Origin of the sequence: Flavobacterium sp. GSB-24 (assembly GCF_027924665.1) — a bacterium.
Classification (GTDB): domain Bacteria; phylum Bacteroidota; class Bacteroidia; order Flavobacteriales; family Flavobacteriaceae; genus Flavobacterium.
In genome coordinates, this window is record NZ_AP027043.1 from 821,288 (window position 1) to 842,642 (window position 21,355).

General features: G+C 33.3%; 19 protein-coding genes. 8 read left to right on the forward strand and 11 right to left on the reverse strand.

Annotated elements, in window-relative coordinates; translation table 11 throughout:
- Positions 1–70 precede the first annotated feature (70 nt).
- From mgtE to QMG60_RS03830, 8 genes are all read right to left on the reverse strand, one after another.
- Entirely contained in the window at positions 71–1,420 is a 1,350-nt protein-coding gene (gene mgtE / locus QMG60_RS03795) for a magnesium transporter (protein WP_057115332.1), read from the reverse strand.
- Complete coding sequence (gene rsmA / locus QMG60_RS03800) at positions 1,404–2,189, reverse strand: 16S rRNA (adenine(1518)-N(6)/adenine(1519)-N(6))-dimethyltransferase RsmA (RefSeq protein WP_281866928.1); 786 nt, start codon at positions 2,187–2,189, stop codon at positions 1,404–1,406. The genes mgtE and rsmA overlap by 17 nt, the downstream gene beginning before the upstream one ends.
- Before the next feature lie 187 nt (positions 2,190–2,376).
- Positions 2,377–2,688, reverse strand: a complete 312-nt coding sequence (locus tag QMG60_RS03805) for a DUF4286 family protein (protein ID WP_281866929.1) — start codon at positions 2,686–2,688, stop codon at positions 2,377–2,379.
- A 118-nt stretch (positions 2,689–2,806) separates the two neighbouring features.
- Entirely contained in the window at positions 2,807–4,588 is a 1,782-nt protein-coding gene (locus tag QMG60_RS03810) for a tetratricopeptide repeat protein (RefSeq protein ID WP_281866930.1), read from the reverse strand.
- A gap of 30 nt (positions 4,589–4,618) precedes the next feature.
- A complete protein-coding gene (gene lgt, locus QMG60_RS03815) occupies positions 4,619–5,479 on the reverse strand; it encodes a prolipoprotein diacylglyceryl transferase (protein WP_281866931.1) in 861 nt (286 codons plus the stop codon).
- A gap of 89 nt (positions 5,480–5,568) precedes the next feature.
- Complete coding sequence (gene serS, locus QMG60_RS03820) at positions 5,569–6,840, reverse strand: serine--tRNA ligase (RefSeq protein ID WP_057115337.1); 1,272 nt, start codon at positions 6,838–6,840, stop codon at positions 5,569–5,571.
- A 158-nt stretch (positions 6,841–6,998) separates the two neighbouring features.
- Entirely contained in the window at positions 6,999–7,916 is a 918-nt protein-coding gene (locus QMG60_RS03825; RefSeq protein ID WP_281866932.1) for a hypothetical protein, read from the reverse strand.
- Between the two features lie 132 nt (positions 7,917–8,048).
- On the reverse strand, positions 8,049–8,588 hold the full coding sequence (locus tag QMG60_RS03830; RefSeq protein WP_281866933.1) for a hypothetical protein: 540 nt from the start codon (positions 8,586–8,588) through the stop codon (positions 8,049–8,051).
- Positions 8,589–8,885: 297 nt separating this feature from the next.
- On the opposite strand from QMG60_RS03830, the gene QMG60_RS03835 reads away from it, so the two are divergent.
- The gene (locus QMG60_RS03835) at positions 8,886–9,335 is read left to right on the forward strand and encodes a protease complex subunit PrcB family protein (protein ID WP_057115341.1); all 450 of its coding nucleotides are present in this window, start codon (positions 8,886–8,888) and stop codon (positions 9,333–9,335) included.
- A gap of 44 nt (positions 9,336–9,379) precedes the next feature.
- Here the strand turns inward: QMG60_RS03835 and QMG60_RS03840 are convergent, their stop codons facing one another.
- The 3 genes from QMG60_RS03840 to QMG60_RS03850 form a co-directional block, all read right to left on the reverse strand.
- On the reverse strand, positions 9,380–9,946 hold the full coding sequence (locus tag QMG60_RS03840; protein WP_281866934.1) for a hypothetical protein: 567 nt from the start codon (positions 9,944–9,946) through the stop codon (positions 9,380–9,382).
- A 153-nt stretch (positions 9,947–10,099) separates the two neighbouring features.
- The gene (locus QMG60_RS03845; protein WP_281866935.1) at positions 10,100–11,236 is read right to left on the reverse strand and encodes a DUF664 domain-containing protein; all 1,137 of its coding nucleotides are present in this window, start codon (positions 11,234–11,236) and stop codon (positions 10,100–10,102) included.
- Between the two features lie 134 nt (positions 11,237–11,370).
- A complete protein-coding gene (locus QMG60_RS03850; protein WP_057115344.1) occupies positions 11,371–11,598 on the reverse strand; it encodes a CDGSH iron-sulfur domain-containing protein in 228 nt (75 codons plus the stop codon).
- 592 nt (positions 11,599–12,190) lie between these two features.
- Between QMG60_RS03850 and metG the strand changes: the two genes are divergently transcribed.
- The 7 genes from metG to QMG60_RS03885 all read left to right on the forward strand — a co-directional run bounded on the left by metG (position 12,191) and on the right by QMG60_RS03885 (position 21,178).
- Positions 12,191–14,326 (forward strand): methionine--tRNA ligase, encoded by a 2,136-nt coding sequence (gene metG, locus QMG60_RS03855; RefSeq protein WP_281866936.1) that lies wholly within the window; start codon positions 12,191–12,193, stop codon positions 14,324–14,326.
- A 205-nt stretch (positions 14,327–14,531) separates the two neighbouring features.
- Positions 14,532–15,962: a hypothetical protein gene (locus QMG60_RS03860; RefSeq protein WP_281866937.1), complete on the forward strand. Its 1,431-nt coding sequence runs from the start codon at positions 14,532–14,534 to the stop codon at positions 15,960–15,962.
- Positions 15,963–16,089: 127 nt separating this feature from the next.
- Positions 16,090–16,977, forward strand: a complete 888-nt coding sequence (locus QMG60_RS03865) for a DMT family transporter (RefSeq protein ID WP_281866938.1) — start codon at positions 16,090–16,092, stop codon at positions 16,975–16,977.
- 133 nt (positions 16,978–17,110) lie between these two features.
- On the forward strand, positions 17,111–17,818 hold the full coding sequence (locus QMG60_RS03870; protein ID WP_057115348.1) for an HAD family hydrolase: 708 nt from the start codon (positions 17,111–17,113) through the stop codon (positions 17,816–17,818).
- Positions 17,818–18,447 (forward strand): chloramphenicol acetyltransferase, encoded by a 630-nt coding sequence (locus tag QMG60_RS03875; RefSeq protein WP_281866939.1) that lies wholly within the window; start codon positions 17,818–17,820, stop codon positions 18,445–18,447. Before QMG60_RS03870 ends, QMG60_RS03875 begins: the two co-directional genes overlap by 1 nt.
- A 32-nt stretch (positions 18,448–18,479) precedes the next feature.
- Positions 18,480–19,874 (forward strand): hypothetical protein, encoded by a 1,395-nt coding sequence (locus tag QMG60_RS03880; protein WP_281866940.1) that lies wholly within the window; start codon positions 18,480–18,482, stop codon positions 19,872–19,874.
- A 179-nt stretch (positions 19,875–20,053) separates the two neighbouring features.
- Positions 20,054–21,178 (forward strand): OmpA family protein, encoded by a 1,125-nt coding sequence (locus QMG60_RS03885; RefSeq protein ID WP_281866941.1) that lies wholly within the window; start codon positions 20,054–20,056, stop codon positions 21,176–21,178.
- The last annotated feature ends 177 nt before the right edge of the window (positions 21,179–21,355 follow it).

The following is a 21,355-nucleotide window of genomic DNA, read 5'->3' on the forward strand; positions in this document are numbered from 1 at the left end:
TTTCCGCCTGTAAATTACGCAGTTTTTAGAGATCTTAAATCACTGTAAACGGCTAATTTGTGGCAAAAATCTAAAATCCAAGAATCAAATTGGCCACGCCGAAGTAAAGCATAATTCCGAATACGTCGTTTGTGGTTGTGATAAATGGACCAGTCGCAATTGCGGGGTCAATTTTATTTTTATTCAAGAAAAGCGGTACTAAAGTTCCTAAAGTGGCCGCAAACAAAATCACTACAATCATTGAAATCGAAATTGCAAATCCCACTAAATACTGCTGATACATGACAGAATGATAGCCTAAAAGCAATAATGAGATTATACTTCCCGAAATCATAGAAACGGTAATTTCTTTAGTAAAGTAAGCACGGCTGAAATCTTTTAAAGTTCCATTTGCCAAACCTTGCACAACGATTGCCGAAGCCTGAACTCCGATATTTCCTGCGGTTGCTGAAAGCAAAGGCACAAAAATGATTAAAGTAGAATATTTTTGAAACGTTGCTTCGTTTCCTTTTAAAACAAAAGAAGCTACAATTTCAATCACCATTCCAATTAAAAGCCAAGGTAAACGTGCTTTTGTTAATTCATAAACGCTGTCATTCGATTCAACGTCCTGCGTAATACCCGCTGCTAACTGGTAATCTTTATCAGCTTCTTCCTTGATTACGTCTACGATATCGTCAATAGTAATTCTTCCTACCAAACGACCTAATTCGTCCACAACCGGAATCGCCTCTAAGTCATATTTCTGCATGATACGAGCAACCTCAACGTCTTCTGTATCAACATTTACAAAATTTAATTTTCGGATGTAAACTTCTCCAATCTGAGTTTTGGTAGAAGAAGTCAGCAGATCTTTAAGAGAAAGTCTTCCTTTCAGTCGGTTTTCATCATCCACTACATAAATAGAATGAACTCTCGAAACATTCTCTGCCTGAATTCTCATTTCTTTAACGCAGGTCAAGACGTTCCAGTTTTCATTTACTTTTACAAGCTCTTTTCCCATTAAACCACCAGCCGTGTTTTCGTCGTAACGCAAAAGATCAACAATGTCTTTGGCGTGTTCAACGTCATTCAGCTCTGAGATTACCTCTGCTTTTATTTCTTGCGAAAGTTCAGCGATAATATCGGCAGCATCGTTGGTTTCAAGCTCATCAAGCTCTTCTGCAATTTCTTTTGGTGAAAGTCGGCTTAAGATATTCTCACGCAGATCTTCTTCTAATTCTAGAAGAATTTCGGCTGTTTTATCACTATCTAAAACCTTAAAGATATAAGTGGCCTCGTCGAAATCTAATTCGTCTAAGATTTCGGCAATATCAGCGTGGTGCATATCATTAAGTAAAACTTCAAGTTCGTTGTCGTTTTTCTTATTGATTAGTTCTTCTAACTGATGTATAAATTCTCTACTAACTTTGAACTCCATCGGTTTCTATTTTTAGAGTTAGTTCAATAAATTCATCGACGCTTAGCTGCTCCGGACGTTTATCAAAGATAGTGTCTTCTCGCAATTTGTCTGATAAATTTAATGTTTTCAAACTGTTACGTAATGTTTTTCGTCTCTGCTGAAAGGCGGTTTTTACAACTGTAAAAAATAGTCTTTCGCTGCAAGGAAGACTGTAATCTTCCTTTCGGGTCATTCTCATCACACCCGACTTGACCTTGGGCGGAGGAATAAAAACGTTTTCATCAACCGTAAACAGATACTCTGTAGTATAGAAAGCCTGAGCTAAAACTGATAATATTCCGTACGTTTTTGAGCCTTTCTTTTCGCAGATACGCTCAGCAACTTCTTTCTGAAACATTCCAGAAAACTCTGGAATCTGATGTTTAAGATCTAATGTCCTAAAAACGATCTGTGAAGAAATATTGTACGGAAAGTTTCCAATTATAGCAAACTGTTTGTCTTGGTAAACTTCATTTATGTTATACTTCAGGAAATCCTGAGAGATAATTTTGTCTTTTAATTTTGGATAATGTGCGTCCAAATACGCTACAGATTCTGTATCGATTTCTATAACATGTGTCGTAATTGGCTTTTCAAGCAAATACTTAGTAAGCACACCCATCCCTGGTCCTATTTCTAAAACCTCATCGTACCCTTTCAGACTTAAAGTGTCTGCAATAGCTTTTGCCACGCTTTCGTCTTTAAGAAAGTGCTGTCCTAAATGTTTTTTGGCTTTTACTTTTTCCATTTTATATCTTGTTTGCCGCGAGGGCGCAAAAGTATTCTTTTTGCTGTAAAGGCACTAAGAAACAAAGCTTTATTTTTTTGCTTTTTTTGCCACAATCCCGATAGCTATCGGGACAAAGACACAAATATTTAGTTTTTTCTTCTCAATTATAATACTAAAAACTGCGAATGTGACTGAATACTAAAACCTAGTGTTCCGAAATAACTTCTAACTCTGTTCTGAAAGAAAGCACTTTATCCGCAAATAACCCCAAAGCTTCTCTGTGAAATTCTGGTTCATCTTCGATATAAAACTTATCCAAAGTTTCTTTGCTGTCTGTTACATATTGAACAGAATACGTAATTCCGCCCATTTCTTCTTCAACCAAAACTTTTACAATTCTAGCCGATGAAAATTTATTAGTAGCCAGAATTTCTGGTATGTGTTTTTCCTGCATCCATTTTAGCCATTGGTCGTGAACGCTTTCGTGTATGTTTGTGGTAACGTTGTAAATAATCATTTTTTTCTAAGGTTCTGAGATGCTAAGATTCTAAGGTTCTGAGTTTTTTCTCTAAACTTAAAATGATCTCATTATTAATTCTTTTCAGTTTGGAATTTGGAATTTAAAATATTAGAATTTATAAATTCTTATCCCCTCTTAACTCGCGGTACTTTTTTCTCGCATCAACAAAGTAAATACTGTCTTGATGGTTAAAAATTACCTTTTCATATAAAGGCTTGGCCTTTTCTGTATCTTTTAGTTCGTCGTTATAAATTTCAGCTGAGAAAAATAGCGCTTCATCAACGTAAATTCCGTCGCTGTGATTGTCAATAATCTGCTGGTATTGGCTTAAAGCCAAAGCAAAATCTTTCTGGCTTTCGTAAACTTTTCCTAAACGCAATAATGTTACGGCTTCTATCTCTTGCCCTTTATAAGTTTTCAAGATATTCTGAAACTGCGTTATCGCTTCTTGTTTTTTATTCTGATAAATTAGAAAATCTCCTTTTGCAAATTGTTTCAATGCTACTTGAGTCGAATCTGCAGCGGTATTATCATTAATTAAAAGAAAATATTCTAAAGCGTCATTGGCAATTAACTGCGTATTGGCTGCCTTTAGTTCTTTAAATTGTTTATTTGCCCATTCAAAATCACCTTTGTAATAACTTGTTTTGGCTGCTTTTAAACTGGCTTCGTGCGCCATTACATCATTCTTTAAATCCAATTGAATCTGTGAATAATAGATAAGCGCCTGATTGTATTTTTCTTCCAAAAGCAGAATATCTGCCAGCTCCATTTTGGCATCGGCTTTTTGATATTCGTTTAAATTTAATTCTAAAGCCTTTTTGACAACTGCCTTTCCTTCTTCAGGTTTTTTTAAATTAAAAGCTAGAAAATGTGCCTGAATAAGCTGCAAAGATAAACTAAAAGGATTGATTTCGTAAGTTGCCAACAATTGCTGCAATTCCTGATTGATGGCTGGATAATCTTTTTCCTGAGCGTTATCAATCTTAATCTGCATCAAATAAGCATTCGATTGAATCAATAAATCTAAATCTTTGGTGTTTTGAAGAATGAAATTCAGAATTTCTACAGCCGTTTCATCATCGTCTTCATTCATCGCAAACTGACTCAAATTGACAATACTCATCAATGATTCTGGCTCACGTTTGTAAATTGCTTTTTCTTGAATAAATGCTTTTCCGAATTCTTTCTGCTGTACATAAAACCAGCTTAAGTAATGGTTCCAGAAAACGTCTTGATCTTTTTGGGTTTTCAAGATTAAAGCTTTTCGCATGGCATCTTTAAAAGCCGTATTATCCGTTTCACCATTCATAAATCGGGACAATTGCGTCTGGATCAAATTGGTATTCTGCGGATTTGTAAAAGATTCTGTCAATAATAAATCGATCATTTGATCGGTTTTTCCTAACTGTCCGTACAACATTCCAATTTGAAAATTGAAATTGAAATTGGGCTGAATCTGCATTGCGGTTTGATAGGCTTTTAAAGCATATTCTAACAATACTTTCTTCTCAAATGAATTGGCAACTCCGTAAACATCATTTGGATTTACTTTTATTTTTTCAATTGCCTGTTCGTAATAATTTTTGGCTTTCGAATCGTTTTTCTGCAATTGAAAATTATAGCCTAATTCAACTAAAAAAACACCTTGTTTATAGCGATTGTAACGCTCTTGAATTGCTTTTTCGGCATTGGCAAACTGCTGTAATTGCTGGTAACAATCGACCACTCTTAAAAAATACTGAGTATTGGAAGGCGAACTTTTTAAAAGCTCTTCGTAACTAATTTTGGCTTTATCGAAATCACCTTTGTCGTAATAATATTGGGCTAATTGTTCATTTTGTGCGAATGAAAAAGTAGACCATAGTAAAACAATATAAATGAAGATGTTTTTCATGTTTTTTTAATTTTCAGCCTGTATTAGTTTTCAGTTTTCAGTCTCATTAAATTGTAAACTGTCATTGTCAACTGTGACTTTTCGAGTTTTCCAAAAAATCAGAGCTAAACCAATTAATATAAACGGAATACTTAAAATCTGTCCCATATTAATAAGCATACTATTCTCAAAAGCTTCTTGATTTTCTTTAAAAAATTCAATTATGAATCTAGCTGAGAATAATAAAGTTAAGAAAGTTCCAAAGATTAATCCCTGTGCATTTCTAATTTTTTCCGATTTGTACATGTAAAACAGAATCCCGAAGATCAATAAATAAGCAAAAGCTTCGTACAATTGCGTTGGATGTCTCGGAATTAAATCATCTCTTTGAAAGACAACTCCCCAATTTCCATTGGTAGGTTTTCCGTAGATTTCAGAATTCATAAAATTCCCTAATCTGATAAATGTACCCGTTACAGGAACTGCAACTGCCATTTTATCTAAAAGTCCTAAGAATTGTACTTTGTATCTGCGGCAATATAAAATCATCGCAGTAATAACTCCAATAGATCCTCCGTGACTTGCCAAACCTTGGTAACCCACAAATTGATAAACCCCTTTTATTTTCTGAATTGGCAAAAGGATTTCTATCGGATGTTTGAAAAAATATTCTGGTTCGTAAAAGAAACAATGTCCTAATCTGGCACCCAAAACGGTTCCGACAATTACATAAATCAATAAAGTATCTAGGTTATCTAGCAAAAGATTCTCTTTCTTATAAATATTTCTAACAATGTAGAAACCTAAAAGAAGTCCGGTGGCAAAGAGAGCTCCGTAATATTTTAATGGGAAACTATCTGTAATCCAGAAAATAACGGGATCAACGTTCCAGTTTAATATTCCGTTCTTCATAAGTAGTAGTTTTTAGTTTTCAGTTACAGTCGCAGTTTTCAGTGACAATATCTAACTGTGACTGAAAACTGCGACTGAAAACTAAAAAACTAGTTTATAATATCAAATCCGCAGTATGGGCGTAAAACTTCTGGAATTACGATTCCTTCTGGAGTTTGGTAATTTTCAATAATTCCGGCCAAAACTCTAGGAAGTGCTAATGAACTTCCGTTAAGCGTATGCGCCAATTGATTTTTGCCGTCTTTGTCTTTAAAACGCAATTTCAAGCGGTTTGCCTGGAAAGTTTCAAAGTTAGAGACAGAACTAATTTCTAACCAGCGGTCTTGTGCTGTAGAAAACACTTCAAAATCATACGTTAAAGCAGATGTAAAGCCCATATCGCCTCCGCAAAGACGTAAAACTCTGTAAGGCAATTTTAATTCTTTTAAAATATCTTTTACATGTTCTACCATTCCGTCAAGCGCTTCATAAGACTTTTCAGGGTGTTCAACACGAACGATTTCTACTTTATCAAATTGGTGTAAACGGTTTAATCCGCGAACGTGAGCTCCGTATGAACCCGCTTCACGACGAAAACATGGTGTGTAAGCTGTATATAAAACCGGTAATTCTGTTTCTGTCAAAAGAACATCTCGAAATAAATTAGTAACCGGAACCTCAGCCGTTGGGATCAAATATAAATCGTCAATTGTAGAATGATACATCTGCCCTTCTTTATCTGGTAATTGTCCAGTTCCGTAACCAGAAGCTTCGTTTACCAAATGCGGCACCTGCACTTCATTGTATCCTGCAGCTGTATTTTTATCTAAAAAGTAGTTGATTAAAGCACGCTGTAAACGAGCTCCTTTACCTTTATAAACAGGAAATCCTGCTCCAGTAATTTTTACACCCAATTCAAAATCGATAATATCGTATTTCTTTACCAATTCCCAGTGAGGCTGTGCGCCTTCGTGCAAAACAGGAATATCTCCTTCTTGAAAAACATTCAAATTGTCGTCCGGCGTTTTTCCTTCAGGAACGATATCTGCCGGAAGATTTGGTAATGTGTATAATTTATTGGTTAACTCAACAGCCAAAGCTTCTGCTTTTTCGCTCAGTTCTTTACTTTTTTCTTTTAGTGAAACTGTTTTTTCTTTTAAGATTGCTGCTTTAGCTTTCTCACCAGCTTTCATCAATTCACCAATATCTTTGGACAATTTATTAGATTCTGATAAAGTATTGTCTAATTCCACCTGTGCAGCACGACGATTTTCGTCTAATTGAACCACCTCTTCAACAACGCTTTTAGCATCGATATTTCGCTTTGCTAAAGCTTTGATTACTTTCTCTTGATTTTCTCTAATAAATGCAATTTGTAACATAGCTTGATTTTTATAACTATTGTATTTTTTATAACGGAAGCAAATTTAAGGAAATGTTTGTTAACAATAGGACAAAGTTTATAAGGAAAACTGAAATCGCCTATAAACACCAAAAGCACTATAAAAGTGCTCTTGTTATTATTTCAAATCTCTAAATTTTACTCCAGAAAGCGATGTCTTTCGTCTCTATGAAAAGCATATTCCCTGCCGTTAAACTTTAATTTTTCAGATTCTTTTTTAGTTTTCAGATTTATTTCTTCTGCCAAAGCTTTTTCTGAATCAGCTTCTACAGCTTCTTCATATGAAAAATTCTTGGTCACAATTAAGTCATAAAAGCCATTTGTTTTATGATCTCCAAAACTCATTCCTGTTTCTAAAGTTTCGATTTGATAAGTTCCACCTCCGTTAGAATCTCCATTTGTCATTCGAATTGGATATTCGTACAGCACTTTTTTAATTTCTTTGTCGGCTAAAGTCACCAATGTAAATTTCTGTTCAGAATATAGTACGATTCTGCTGCTTGCATTGGCTTCTGTATAAAAGGCAATTGCCGGCGTACTTTCATTTAAATAAACCAAATCTTTTAAGATATGTGATTTCGAAAACCGAATTGCTTCATTATCATAATAACCTAAATTATCATCAAATTCTTCTGCGATTATACTTCCGTCTTCTCTATTTACGAATAAATATTTACGCTGCAAATAATTTCCTAAATCTTCAAACTCATCAGATTTCTTATTCTTTTTATGTTCAACAGTCGTAAGAACAAAAAATGCAGTTTTATCGTCGTAGTTAATAGAACTTGTTTTGTCTATTTTAATATTAGAATATTTGATTTTTAAGTTAGAAGCGACTTTAGAAAGCAGATTTAGATTTAATTCTTCTGAATCTTTGATATCATCCAGATTCTTAAAAACGAGTTTTTTAAACTGCTTTTGGTTTAAATCATTGTTCGTTTCATTTTGAGAAAGCAACTCCTGATTCTGAATTTCTGCTTCTTTAGAACTTTTTTCGCTTTTTCCGCAGGAAAGCAAAAACATCAAAACTACAATCGGAAGAATAGTTTTTTTCATAGGTTAATTATTTAGAAAATTTCGGGCACTTCAAATATATAATTTTCTTACAATTGATGATAAGAAAATTAAAATTTCAAAACCAAAATGCTAAAACCGTAAAATATTAAAAACTAAACAGGATTTTAATATCTAATCCCTTTTGATTTCATGCCCTACAAATTCTTCTAAAACTTTAAACATTTCTTCCACCGAAAGGACTTCTGTATCAGGATGCGATTTTAAAAATGCAGCATTTAATTCGACTAGATTTTCATCCAACTCAAAATAAGCATTATTGTTTAATAAATCACGAAACGGACTTGCGACATCGAATTTTGCCTGCAAGAATTTACCCAGTTTGATATTGCTTTGTAAACGCAGTTTTCGGCATTGTTCTTTAAATAATTCCAAATGTTTTTCGGCGCCAATTAATGCCAAACCATCTTCTATCAATTCGTTCAATTCTTTATTCCAGCCTGAATCGTGCACGAATTTAGAAAAATTTCCTTCGGCGTATTTTGAAGCATAAAAGTCTAAATAATAGCTCATCAATGCATCTTCGTGAATCAAATCATCGTCTATTTTTTCTTCACGCATTAAATTGATTACCGAGATATTCGAATTAACAACGTCTTGAGGATTTTCACTGTTTGCCGCAGTTTGTGAAATGATGATTTTACCGAATTCCATTTGAGTTTGTATTTAAAAGATTGTTTTGCAAAGTTGCGGCAAAAAATTGAGATAAATTATATTTTTTTGGGTGTTTACTTTTCAACGCGATATGCGCCGTTTTTTTAATTTAGGGGAAATACTTTTTTCAAGATTATTTCATTTGAGGCACAATCTTTCACAAAAATTCACGTTATTTATATTAAATAAGGTGATAGGTTTAAAAAGAAACCATATTTAACGCAACCATTTTAGAAAAAAATCATCTGTTTAATAAATAGAGCTTTACAGCAAAACTCTATTGCCAAAGCCAAAACCATGAAACAGATTTTACTTATTTTAATGATTCTATTTGCTCTCACAAGCTGCGAAAATGACGATTTACCGCAGTCTGATGTGCAATACTCATTGGTGGGTAAAGGAGATTCTTTTCCGAATGACAAAAGCGTCGCTCAAAGACATTTAGTTATTAAAGATGCTAAAACTTGGAATAGTTTAATAAACGAAATGGATGCGGCTAATAATTTAACCCAAGATTTGAAAGAAATTAATATTGATTTCAATAAATATCAAATCATTGCAATTATTGACAAAACCCAAAAAGGCGGCGGACATTCTATAGATGTTGTCGAAATGTCTGAGAATCGTAACACTATAATTGTAAAGGTCGAAAAACTAAAAAACGGTGATCTTAGTTCTAGATTATCTAGACCTTATGACATTGTAAAAATGGCCAAAACAACCAAAAAAGTTGTTTTTGAGCAATAATCAAAATAGTAATTTCTTTAATAATTGACGCTCATCAACGTTCGTCATTCAACATTAAACAATCTCAAAATATAAGAGAGTTCGTAAGCAATAAAAAGTACTACTAGAATACTATGAAATCTTTTATTATCGACTTTTATTGCCGCAAAACATAAAATAATATGACTTATAACCCGAACAAAATATTCGGTTTGATTGTATAAAAAATAATCTCCACCTTTAATTGCTGTATCGATTATATCGGCTCCAAAACTTATCGCCAGAATCGAAAAAAACCACTTCTTCCTTGAATAAAAATAATCTTCGTAACCTGTGTAATCAACCAAATCATCAGGATAAAGAATTGCACAAAGAAGATAGTAAATCAAAATATAGCAGATGATGAAGAAATAATCTGCAAAATACCATTCGTGAATTAATTTCAGATTAAACTCCCACCACCAAAAATGAATCAGCATCAAGAAAACATAAAACACCCATAATGCATGTACAAAGTAAAATTTCTTCCGTCCCGGATGCTGAATAAAAATTACGGATCCTTTTATGAGATGCGTTAAACTCAAACCCAGAATAATTCCGATAATTGATTTGACATGAGTTAGTTCTTCCATAAATAACAGTATTATTTATACCGAACTAAAATTAAATCAATTAATTTAAAAACAGGCGTTTAGAAATAAAATTATTCTAAACGAGCTATCCAGTTCATCCAACTTCTTTTGATAAAAAAAGCCGCATTTAAAAAAATGCAGCCTTTCATCTATTTACTTCTTAATTTCTTGTGGAAGAGTTTTTTGTTGCGGTTTCTCTGGCGGAATTCGTTTCTTCAAAAATAAAATTTGACCTAAATGACTCGATTGATGTTCCATTACGTGAAACCAGCAATATTGATTGGTCATATCATATTTTAACTGAACTTGGGCAAACCATGCATCGTCTCTTTTCTTTAATTCTTCAATAGTTTTGGCACGCACTTGATTATAAATGTCCAAATAATATTGAATATCATGACCTTTAAATTCGTCACGTCCGCCTTGATCTAAATTTAAAGCGTTGTTCCAAATTTTCTTTTCTTCTTCATTAAAATCCCTGTTTTCAAAAGTAAAAACCTGATAGTATTTTTCGGCTGCAGCCAAATGCATAACCAAAGCTCCAATTCGATTGGCCTCTTCATCATGAAGATAATCAATTTCATATTGACTCATATTTTTAACCGTTCTTTCGACACGAGATTTAAGATCTTCCAGCATCGAAATCATGTCGGCAATCTTTGGTGAAGCTCCTTCAACATTTCCTATTCTGGCTTCGGGTCTTGGTTTAATGCCGCTTCCTTCTAATAATAAACTGCTTTTTCCGTCGACGCTTGATTTATCAGAGGTAATTTTATATTCCTTTACTTTAACAATAGCCTCTTTTGAAGTTCCTAAACTCCATTTCGGAATATCTCCATTCTTTACAGCAGTTTCAAAACTTGAATTTAAAACCGTTAAAGGTTCAAAAACACCTTTATCATTTTCAATCCATAATTCGAATTTGTCAAAATAGAATTTTCCGTTATTGATACAGAGTCCTCCAAAACTCAATGATTTACTGTTTTTATCTAAAGTTCCTTCAACAGTATAAGAATTCCATTCTTTAGATTTTACAGGTCTGTCCTGCATATTATCAAAAAAACCTTCTTCATCATTTTTAGTATCAACTCTCGCCCAGACTCCAGCCCAAGCCGTTGGCTCTGTAGTTTCGGCTTTAACTGAAGCAATTACCTTAAATTTTTTCGTAACAGCAGTCTGAATATCAATGGTCTGATTGAAAGACGTCCAATCGCTGGATATCGTTTTTTGTGTTTGAGCATAACTGGCGCTGAAAAACAAAAACAACAGTGGTATTATTAGTTTTTTCATTTTTGGAAAATTAAAGTTGCAGTAAATGTAATATTTGTTTCTTTAAGTAATAACTTACTTTTGTAAAAAATAATGCACAAAAAAACCGCACTCTAATAGAATGCGGTTTTAAGATATTTTAACCTAAATGAATTTTAGTTGGTTTTCATTGGCGGTAAATCAAACGCAACAGAATCGTGTTCGAAATTATTTCTGTGTCCTCCATCGCAAAATGGTTTGTTGGCAGAAAGTCCGCAGCGGCAAAGTCCAAGTGCAGATCTTCCTTGTAAACCGTAAAGAACTCCTTCTGGATCCATGATTTCAAAATCCCCTTCGATTTTAATAGATCCGTTTTTATTGATGATTAATTTTGTCTTGCTCATAAACTTGTTTTTTTCGAGTGCAAAGATTGCGAAATATATCTTTATTTATAAGCGGTAAACGTAGTTTAAACTGGTTCTATTTTAATTGGTTTTACCACAGAGATGCGCAGAGGTTTTCACAGAGATTCACAAAGTTTTTTATTGTTAGGGCGAAATAATCTAGCAAAGGCGCAGAGACGCAAAGGTTTTATTCATTTTGTCAGACTGAGCTATACTGAGACTTCGGGAGAAGTCCCGCAAAGTTTTTTTGAATTACGTCCAGCTTTAGCTGGATGTAATTATAATAAGAACGCACTAAATTGGCTTTAGCCCAAAACAAGCATTTGGCTAAAGCCATATAAATTAATAGACATTACAACCTCTAGCTAAAGCTAGAGGCAATTAATACTTAAAATTAAAATCCTTTATTATCCTTTTAATCTGTGGCATAAAAAAACTCTTCGCCTTTGCGAGATTAATTCGATTTACTTTAAAAAACTTAGCGAATCTCTGTATTTTTCTTCCCGTGACTCTGCGAAATTACGTGCGAATCTTCATGTAATATTAAAATCTCAAATCTATTGCTTATTTTTGCACTCAATAAAATTGAGTTATGACACAGAATCCAAAGAGATATACTATCACAGCGGCATTACCTTACACCAATGGACCTATTCATATTGGGCATTTGGCTGGTGTTTACGTGCCTGCAGATATATATTCGAGATACTTAAGATTGCAGGGAAAAGATGTAGCATTTATTTGCGGAAGCGATGAACACGGCGTTGCAATTTCGATGAAAGCCAAAAAAGAAGGAATTACACCACAAGAAGTTATTGATAAATATGACGGAATTATCCGTAAATCGTTTGCAGATTTCGGAATTTCATTCAACAATTATTCTAGAACTTCGGCGAAAATTCATCATGATACGGCTCAGGAATTTTTTAGAAAACTGTATGATAATGGTGATTTTATTGAAGAAGTAACAGAGCAATTGTACGATGCAAAAGCAGATCAGTTTTTAGCTGACCGTTTTGTGGTTGGAACTTGTCCTAGATGCGGTAATGAAGGAGCTTACGGTGATCAATGCGAAAATTGCGGATCTACTTTGAATGCGACTGATTTGATTAACCCGAAATCGACAATTACTGGAGAAACTCCTATTCTTAAAGAAACAAAACACTGGTTTTTACCTTTAGACCGTTATTCTGATTTCTTAACCAAATGGATTTTAGAAGGTCATAAAAACGACTGGAAACCGAACGTTTACGGACAAGTAAAATCTTGGATTGACGGCGGATTGGAACCTCGTGCCGTAACGCGTGACTTAGATTGGGGAATTGATGTTCCTGTTGAAGGTGCCGAAGGAAAAAAATTATATGTTTGGTTTGATGCGCCAATCGGATATATTTCGTCTACGAAAGAATGGGCAGCGCGCGAAGGAAAAGACTGGGAACCGTATTGGAAAGATGAAGACACCAAACTGGTTCACTTTATTGGGAAAGACAATATTGTTTTTCACTGTATCATTTTCCCAGCAATGCTAAAAGCTGAAGGAAGTTATATTTTACCAGACAATGTTCCGGCGAATGAGTTTTTGAATTTGGAAGGAAACAAACTTTCGACTTCTAAAAACTGGGCAGTTTGGTTACACGAATATTTAGAAGAATTTCCAGATAAGCAGGATGTTTTGCGTTATGCATTAACGTCAAACGCTCCTGAAACAAAAGATAACGATTTTACGTGGAAAGATTTTCAAGCGAGAAATAACAACGAATTAGTTGCTATTTTCGGAAATTTCATTAATCGTGTTGTGGTTTTAACCAACAAATATTACGATGGAGTTATTCCAACGCCAAATGAATTTACAGAAGTTGACGAACAAACTTTAGCCGAATTAAAAGCGTATCCAGCAGTAATTTCAAGTTCTGTTGAGCGTTACAGATTCCGTGAAGCTTTAGGTGAATTGATGAATGTTGCGCGTTTAGGAAATAAATACCTTGCAGACGAAGAGCCTTGGAAAGTAATGAAAGATAACCCAGAGCGTGTAAAAACTCAAATGTATGTGGCATTGCAAATTGCTGCTGCTTTGAGCGTTTTAGCTGAGCCGTTTTTACCTTTTACAGCTTCTAAACTTTCTAAAATCTTGAATTTAGGTGATCTTAAAGAACATTTTGCTGGATTCAGTAAGTTTTTGAAAGAGAAAGACCGCGATGCAAAAGATATTTTTATTGAGAAAACTTTAGGTTGGAATGATATTTCTGAAAACTCAGATTTAATTCCGGCTGGACATAAAATTGGTGAAGCAGAATTGCTTTTCGCTAAAATTGAAGACGAAGAAATACAAAAACAAGTAGATAAATTGGAAGCGACAAAAACCGCAAATATTGCTGAAAACAAACAAGCTGAACCACAAAAAGATTTAATTCAGTTTGAGGATTTTGCGAAAATGGATATTCGTATTGGAACAATTTTGGAAGCTGAAAAAATGCCAAAAGCAAACAAACTTTTAGTATTAAAAGTAGATACAGGAATCGATGTCCGTACGATTGTTTCAGGAATTGCTGAAAGTTTTTCTCCAGAAGAAATTATCGGGAAACGTGTTTCTGTATTAGCAAACTTAGCGCCAAGAGCTTTACGCGGCGTTGAAAGCCAAGGAATGATCTTGATGACAACAAATGCTGAAGGAAAATTAGTTTTTGTTAACCCAGATGCTGATGCGCCGAATGGATCAACCGTAAACTAAAGTTCATAACAGGTGAAGATACGCCAGAAGTTCCTCCAACAATTGAAGTAGTAGAAAAAGAAGAATAATAAATTAAATTCTAACATAAAAAGCGCGAACCGATTACTATTTTAATTGATTCGTGCTTTTTTGCTTTACAAAAAATTTAAAAAATATATCAGAAAAATTTTAGATATTCGCGCAAAACAAAAGAATAACATAACTAATGGTAAAAAAACTACTCCTCACATCTTTGCTTTTAAATAGTTTCATTTCTTTTTCTCAAGAAGTTGTAAATTCTACTCGTATTTCTCTTAAAAAGAATCATGATGTTTTCCAAACAGTAAACGAAGACAGAAAAGAAGCAACTTTATTTATTAGCGATAAAATCAAAACACAGGCAATTCAACTTGATAAAAACATGAAAATCGTTGATAGTATTTCTACCGAAAGACCAAATACTAAAACTTATGACATGTTGATTGGTTATAACATTAGTAATAATAATACCCGCCTATTTTGGTCTTCTAATGATTATCAGGAAATTTTTACCCAACTATATGATATTCCAAACCATAGAGTTGTCACACAACAATATTCTCTCGCTTTAAAAGAGGAAAAAGTTCTTCAAAAATTTAATGGAAAAGATAATTTTTACATCTTATCGATTCTCAAAAAAGGAAATAGTTTAAAACTTCACATTTTTGACAATGAAGGAATTCATACAGAAAAAATAATAGATTTTAACAGCTTTAATTTTTTAAAATCAGACAATACGAAAACAGATTTCTACGGTGTTTTAAAAGATAATTTGTTTGACCCCTCGTTTTCAATGCAAAAAATTAACACCAACAATCCTACTTCATTAATTTATAGTTCAAAAAAAAGAAAGTGTTATTTTGACAAGAAACAAATCACAATAACAATAGATACCAATATAGACTATACACAAGTTTTAACAATTGACCTAGAGAACTTTAATGTGACAGAAAAAAAATTTAAACAACATTTAATAACCGGTGAACGTACTTACCAAAATTCGAACTCTTTTTATTTAGAAAACAAATTATATCAAGTAAAAACTTCAAATGATCTACTATATTTATCAATAAAAGATCTAGATAACAAGTTATTAAAAGAATACGATGCCAATACGAAGAAAGAGATCAATTTTAAAAATTCAGAAATGTCACTGGAAGGAAGTGATTTTGGGGGTAAAAGAAATTTAGCAAGCAGTTCACAGTTTATTTATAAAGTAAATAATTTATTTGTGGGTCTTTCTTGTTACGCAGTTAATCAAAACACTTTAATTACCATCGGAGGGGTTTCAGCACAACAACAATCTGTTGGACAAGCAACTGCTAATCAATTTGGTTTTATTGGCGCGCTCGTAGGCGCTGCATTTTTCAGTCCAACAATGGACAATTTCAATTCTTATGCTGGCAAAAAAGTGGTAAAAATTGAAGGTTTGTTTGATCATGAAGATAATCACATGCAGGGAGATTTAAAACCATTAGCCTTTGATAAAATTCGTACTTTTTTTGATGATAACAAAGATGTATCTTCTCAAACCTTATTCAAAATGCAGAATGTTTATTATTTGGGTTATTACGACAATAAAACTAAAGAATATACGATTAGAAAGTTTTTGGATTAAAAACAATTAAATTCTATCATAAAAAGCGCGAACTGATTACTATTTTTAATTGATTCGCGCTTTTTGCTTTCAAAGTATTCATATTGTAAAGTATCTTTGAATACTAACACACGATTAAATATACATAATGAAACTCACCAAACCAAGATTAGCCTTAATCTGCGGTATACTCTGCATATCTATTTTCCCTATATTGGTAAAATTACGTTTAACTCCAGGATTAATTTCGGCTTTTTACCGAATGTTTTTTGCTGTGATTCTGTTATTGCCTTACGTACTTTTAAGTAAAAACTTCAAACTTCCGACTCTTAAATTTACACTTCTAGCAGCACTTTGCGGGATTTTGTTTTCTTCGGATGTTGCGGTTTGGAATATCGCCATTCAGGAATCAAGCGCGACTCAGGCTTCTTTGTTGACCAATTTATCTCCAGTTTGGGTTGGTGTTGGCTCTTTCTTTTTTCTGAAAGCAAAACCTGCCACAAATTTCTGGATCGGAACATTAGTCGCTCTATTCGGAATGACCACTTTAGTTGGTTTTGAGTTTTTTATTGAATTGAATTTCAATCAGGCGTTTTTGTTTGCCGTCTTATCTGGAATTCTATATTCTATTTATCTTTTAGTCAGCAAAAATGTGCTTTCAACAGTTGATGTTTTATCATTTATGACGATTAGTTTGATGGCTTCGAGTATTTATTTGGGAATTTTGTGTTATTCGCTAAACGAGCCTTTTACAGGTTTTACCAATGCAGGCTGGTTTGTATTAATACTTCAGGCGGTAATTTGTCAATTGTGCGCATGGCTTTCGATTAGTTATGCAACACAACATATGCGCGCAACACGCGTTTCTTTAAGTTTATTGAGTCAGGCTGTAATTACCTCCATTTTAGCTTGGTTGTTTTTAGAAGAAAAAATAACTTTACAAATGGTTTTCGGCGGAATCGTTTTACTTTTCGGAATCCGAATTACTTTTTACGATAAAACTATTTCTTTAAAAAGACTGTTTTCTAAGAATTAGATTTAAAGTTTTCACGCAGATTCAGCAGATTTAAAAAGAATCATTTTAATAATCTGTGGCAAAAATTCGAGAAAATTAGTGGAATTCGTGGCAAAAACTTGAAAAGAAACCTCAAACTTGAAACAAAAAAACTATGTTACATAAAAGCAAAATACCAAATTTAAAAGTAATCGCATTTGATGCCGATGATACTTTATTTGTAAACGAACCTTACTTTCAGGAAACCGAACATAAATTCTGTGCTTTGATGGAAGATTATCTTTCGCATCAAGGCATTTCTCAGGAATTATTCAAAATCGAAATTGCCAATTTACCGTTATACGGATACGGAATTAAAGGATACATTCTTTCGATGATTGAAGCTGCAATGAATATTTCAAATAATACAATTCCAGTTGAAGTAATCGAAAAAATCATTCAATACGGAAAAGAATTACTTGAAAAACCAATTGAACTTTTGGACGGAATCGAAGAAACATTACAGGCTTTACACGGAAAATACAAATTAGTTGTTGCTACAAAAGGCGACTTAAAAGATCAGCACAGCAAATTGCATCGTTCTGGTTTAGGGCATTATTTTCACCATATTGAAGTAATGTCAGACAAACAAGAAGTTGATTATGAAAAACTATTGGGCCGTTTAGACATTCAGGCACATGAATTTTTGATGATCGGAAATTCATTAAAATCAGATGTTCTTCCAGTTTTGGGAATTGGCGGTTATGCCGTTCACATTCCGTTTCACACCACTTGGGAACACGAAAAAATAAATCACAAAGTAGAACACCAGCATTTTAGTTCTTTTGATACTATTGCAGAAGTTGTTCCTAATTTACTATAATGAAAACACTTTTAGACTTAGAAAACTGGAATAGAAAGGAGCATTTTGCTCATTTTAAACAGATGGAAGAACCGTTTTTTGGTGCAACTGTCGAAATCGATTGTACAAAAGCGTATGAGACCGCAAAAAGTATGAACGCTTCTTTTTTCATTTTCTATTTACACAAAACTTTAGCCGCTGTTAATGCAGTTGAAAATTTTAAATATCGAATTTCAGGAGAAGAGATATACATTAACGATCGCGTAGATGCATCGGCAACAATTGGGCGCGAAGACGGTACTTTCGGATTTTCATTAATCGAATATCATCCCGATTTTAAAACTTTCGAGCAAATAGCTTTAAAAGAAATCGAACGCATTCAAAATACAACAGGACTTTTTACCAGATCATTTGATGATGATAATCTGATTCATTTTTCTGCAATTCCGTGGTTGAATTTTACATCGCTTACGCATGCGCGAAGTTTTACATATCCTGACAGCTGTCCGAAAATTTCATTTGGAAAAATGATGGTATCTGAAACGGGTAAAAGAACCATTTCGATGGCGGTTTATGTACATCATGGTTTGATGGACGGAATGCATGTAGGTCAATTTGTAGATCTTTTTCAAGAGCTTATGAATCAATAAATTAATGGAATGATTTTTGTCGCTAGAAACACATGAAACAAATCTTTCTTTTTCTGTCTATAATTTTTAGCACTGTTTCGATAAGTCAAACAGTGTTAACTTCTTATCCTATAGATTTAAAAAATGTACAAGATCAATGTGAGCTCTTAAACGCAGAAAACACTACTACACATGATGTATTTGCTTTTATAGCATCTCCCAATAATTTTACGATTCTAAAATACAATAGTGCTTTCTTTTTAAAAGATCAGTTTGTCACTAGTCGTCAATATGTCGAAAACAGATCTTTATTGGGATACAGTTTTAGCGAAGATGGCAACCCAACAGTATATTGGTTATCGCCTGAGCAAAAAGATATTATAGTTATCAAATACTATTTTGAAAACAAAACAACCAGAGCTTTGAAATTTGCTCTGCCTGTTGACAATCAATCTATTGTTACTCAATATCAAAAAGACAATAATTTTTATTTATTGATGAAATATAAAGATAAGCAGGCATTAACTGCTTATATCTTTAAAAATGGAATGGCCGAAGAAAGGTTTCTCGACTTCTCTCCTTTCATTTTTCGCGATCGAAAAACGCAGCAAAAGACATTCAATCAAATTTTGAATGAAAATCCGATTGAGAAAATGGATTCTGGGGAATACAATCTGCTGTTTAAAGTGGTTGCAAAAACTAAATTATATACGCTTCCAAATCGTTTAATTCTGACTTTAGATCAAAGTCTCAGGAAAACGCAGTTGTTTGATATCAATTTGGACAATCTGGAAATCAAAGAGAAGACATTCATGCAGCCGCTCGGTCATAAAAATGCAAGAACCTCAAATTCTTTTTATCACGAAAACAAGCTTTATCAGTTTAATGTCAATTCTGATGAGCTTCTATTTGATATCAAAGATTACGATTCTGGCGAATTAATAAAGACATTTACTGTTTCAAAAAATGACACTATCCGCTTTAATAATTCTCCTTTATTAATGCAAATAGAAAATAGACAGCCTAAAGAAATTAAGAAAACAAGTAAATTTTTAAAAGAATTAGCTTCTGTTGATGCTGGTCTTTCTGTGTTTAAAAACAAAAAGAATCTCTTTATTACGTTGGGCGGAACCGGCAGCGATTCAAAAGCCGTATCCATGAATGGTTTTAATATGTTCGATGATTTTTTTGGAGACTTTCCTCCTCGTAACTATTATATAGAAAGTAATTATTCTGTTTTTTTTGAAAGTGTCTGGACTAAAAAACTGGAACTAACAACAGAAAAACATGAACCTCTCGCCTCAGATAAAATTTATTATTTTATGGACACTCATAAAGAAGTCTCTCTCCCAAACATTCTGAAATTAAACAATTACAGCATTTTGGGTTATTATAACATTACTTCAAAAGAATACGTTTTAAGAAAATTCACAGATGGATTTGACTAAACAAATCAATCTCAATTACTTACTACAAAAAGGCTTTTTTTTCTGCGCTTTATAAAAGCTTTTTAAATTGATTAAAAGCACCATTATATACCTTATTCTAATATCTTTTTGACTTTTAGAGGAAGTATTTACTTACAATTTATCGTTGTTTTGACCCCAAATTTAAAATATCAATAACAATGAAAAAAGTTGTAATGACCCTCGCATTTGCTCTTGGATTAACAGGATTACATGCTCAAACTGAAAACAACGCTACTAGATTTAATAAGTGGTCTATAGAGTTAAACGGTGGTTTGACAAAACCTCAGAGACCATTCTCAGCGGGTTACTCTACAGATACGCCAAGCCCTTGGGTTGGTGATTTAGGAGTTCGTTATATGTTTAATAACAAATTTGGTTTGAAAGCTGATTTTGGATACAATAGTTTTACTGCGAAAAGTAATTCTATAGATTTTGATTCAAAATACTATAGAATAGATTTACAAGCAGTTGCAAACTTAGGACGTATCATGAATTTTGAAACATGGACTAATACATTTGGTTTATTAGGACACGCAGGTTTTGGTGTAGGTCAATTAAAATCAGATAATTTTACTGAAAGAGATATCGTTGGAAACTTTATTGCTGGTGTTACAGGTCAGGTTAGATTATCAAACAGAGTTGCATTAACGGGAGATTTCTCTACAATTTTAAATTCAACACAAGATCATACTTTTGACGGCGCTTACGTTGGTCAAAACAGAGGTTTTTCTGGATTAATTTTCAATGGTACTATTGGTTTGAATGTTTACTTGGGTAAAAATGCTAAGCATGCAGATTGGACTGTAATGACTACAGATAATACTGATCTTTCAGCATTAGAAAACAAAATAGCAGATCTTGAGTCACAAATCAAAAAGATTCCTGCACAAAAAGAAGTAGTTATCGAAAAACAAACACAGCCAGTTGATAATGATTTGATCAAAAGAATGATCAATGATAAGTACTACAGTGTGTACTTTGATTTCAACAAAACAACTCCAATCGAAAACTCAACTGCAGCCATCGACGTTGTTTTAAATTACTTGAGAAAAAATCCATCTGCATCACTTGACCTTGTAGGTTATGCGGATCAAGTTGGAAAAGCAGAATACAACGAAAGATTATCAAACGCTAGAGCAAATAATATAAAAACAATTTTTGAGAAAGCAGGAATTGCTTCATCTCGTTTGAATGTTATTGCTAACGGAGCTGATACATCAATCCAAAAAGATTCTGATGAAGCTAGAAGATTAGCAAGAAGAGTTACTTTTATTGTGAAATAAACAACTTTGAATAGTAATAAAGCCCGAATTCTAATTCGGGCTTTTTATTTTTATAAAATTTCAACAATCTTATTTTCAAACCATTATATAATACTAAAAAAAGTAAAAAGCATTACTGTTCTATATTTAGTCTGAATCTGAATAGATCCGAAAGCATTTAAACAATTTCTTTGTTGC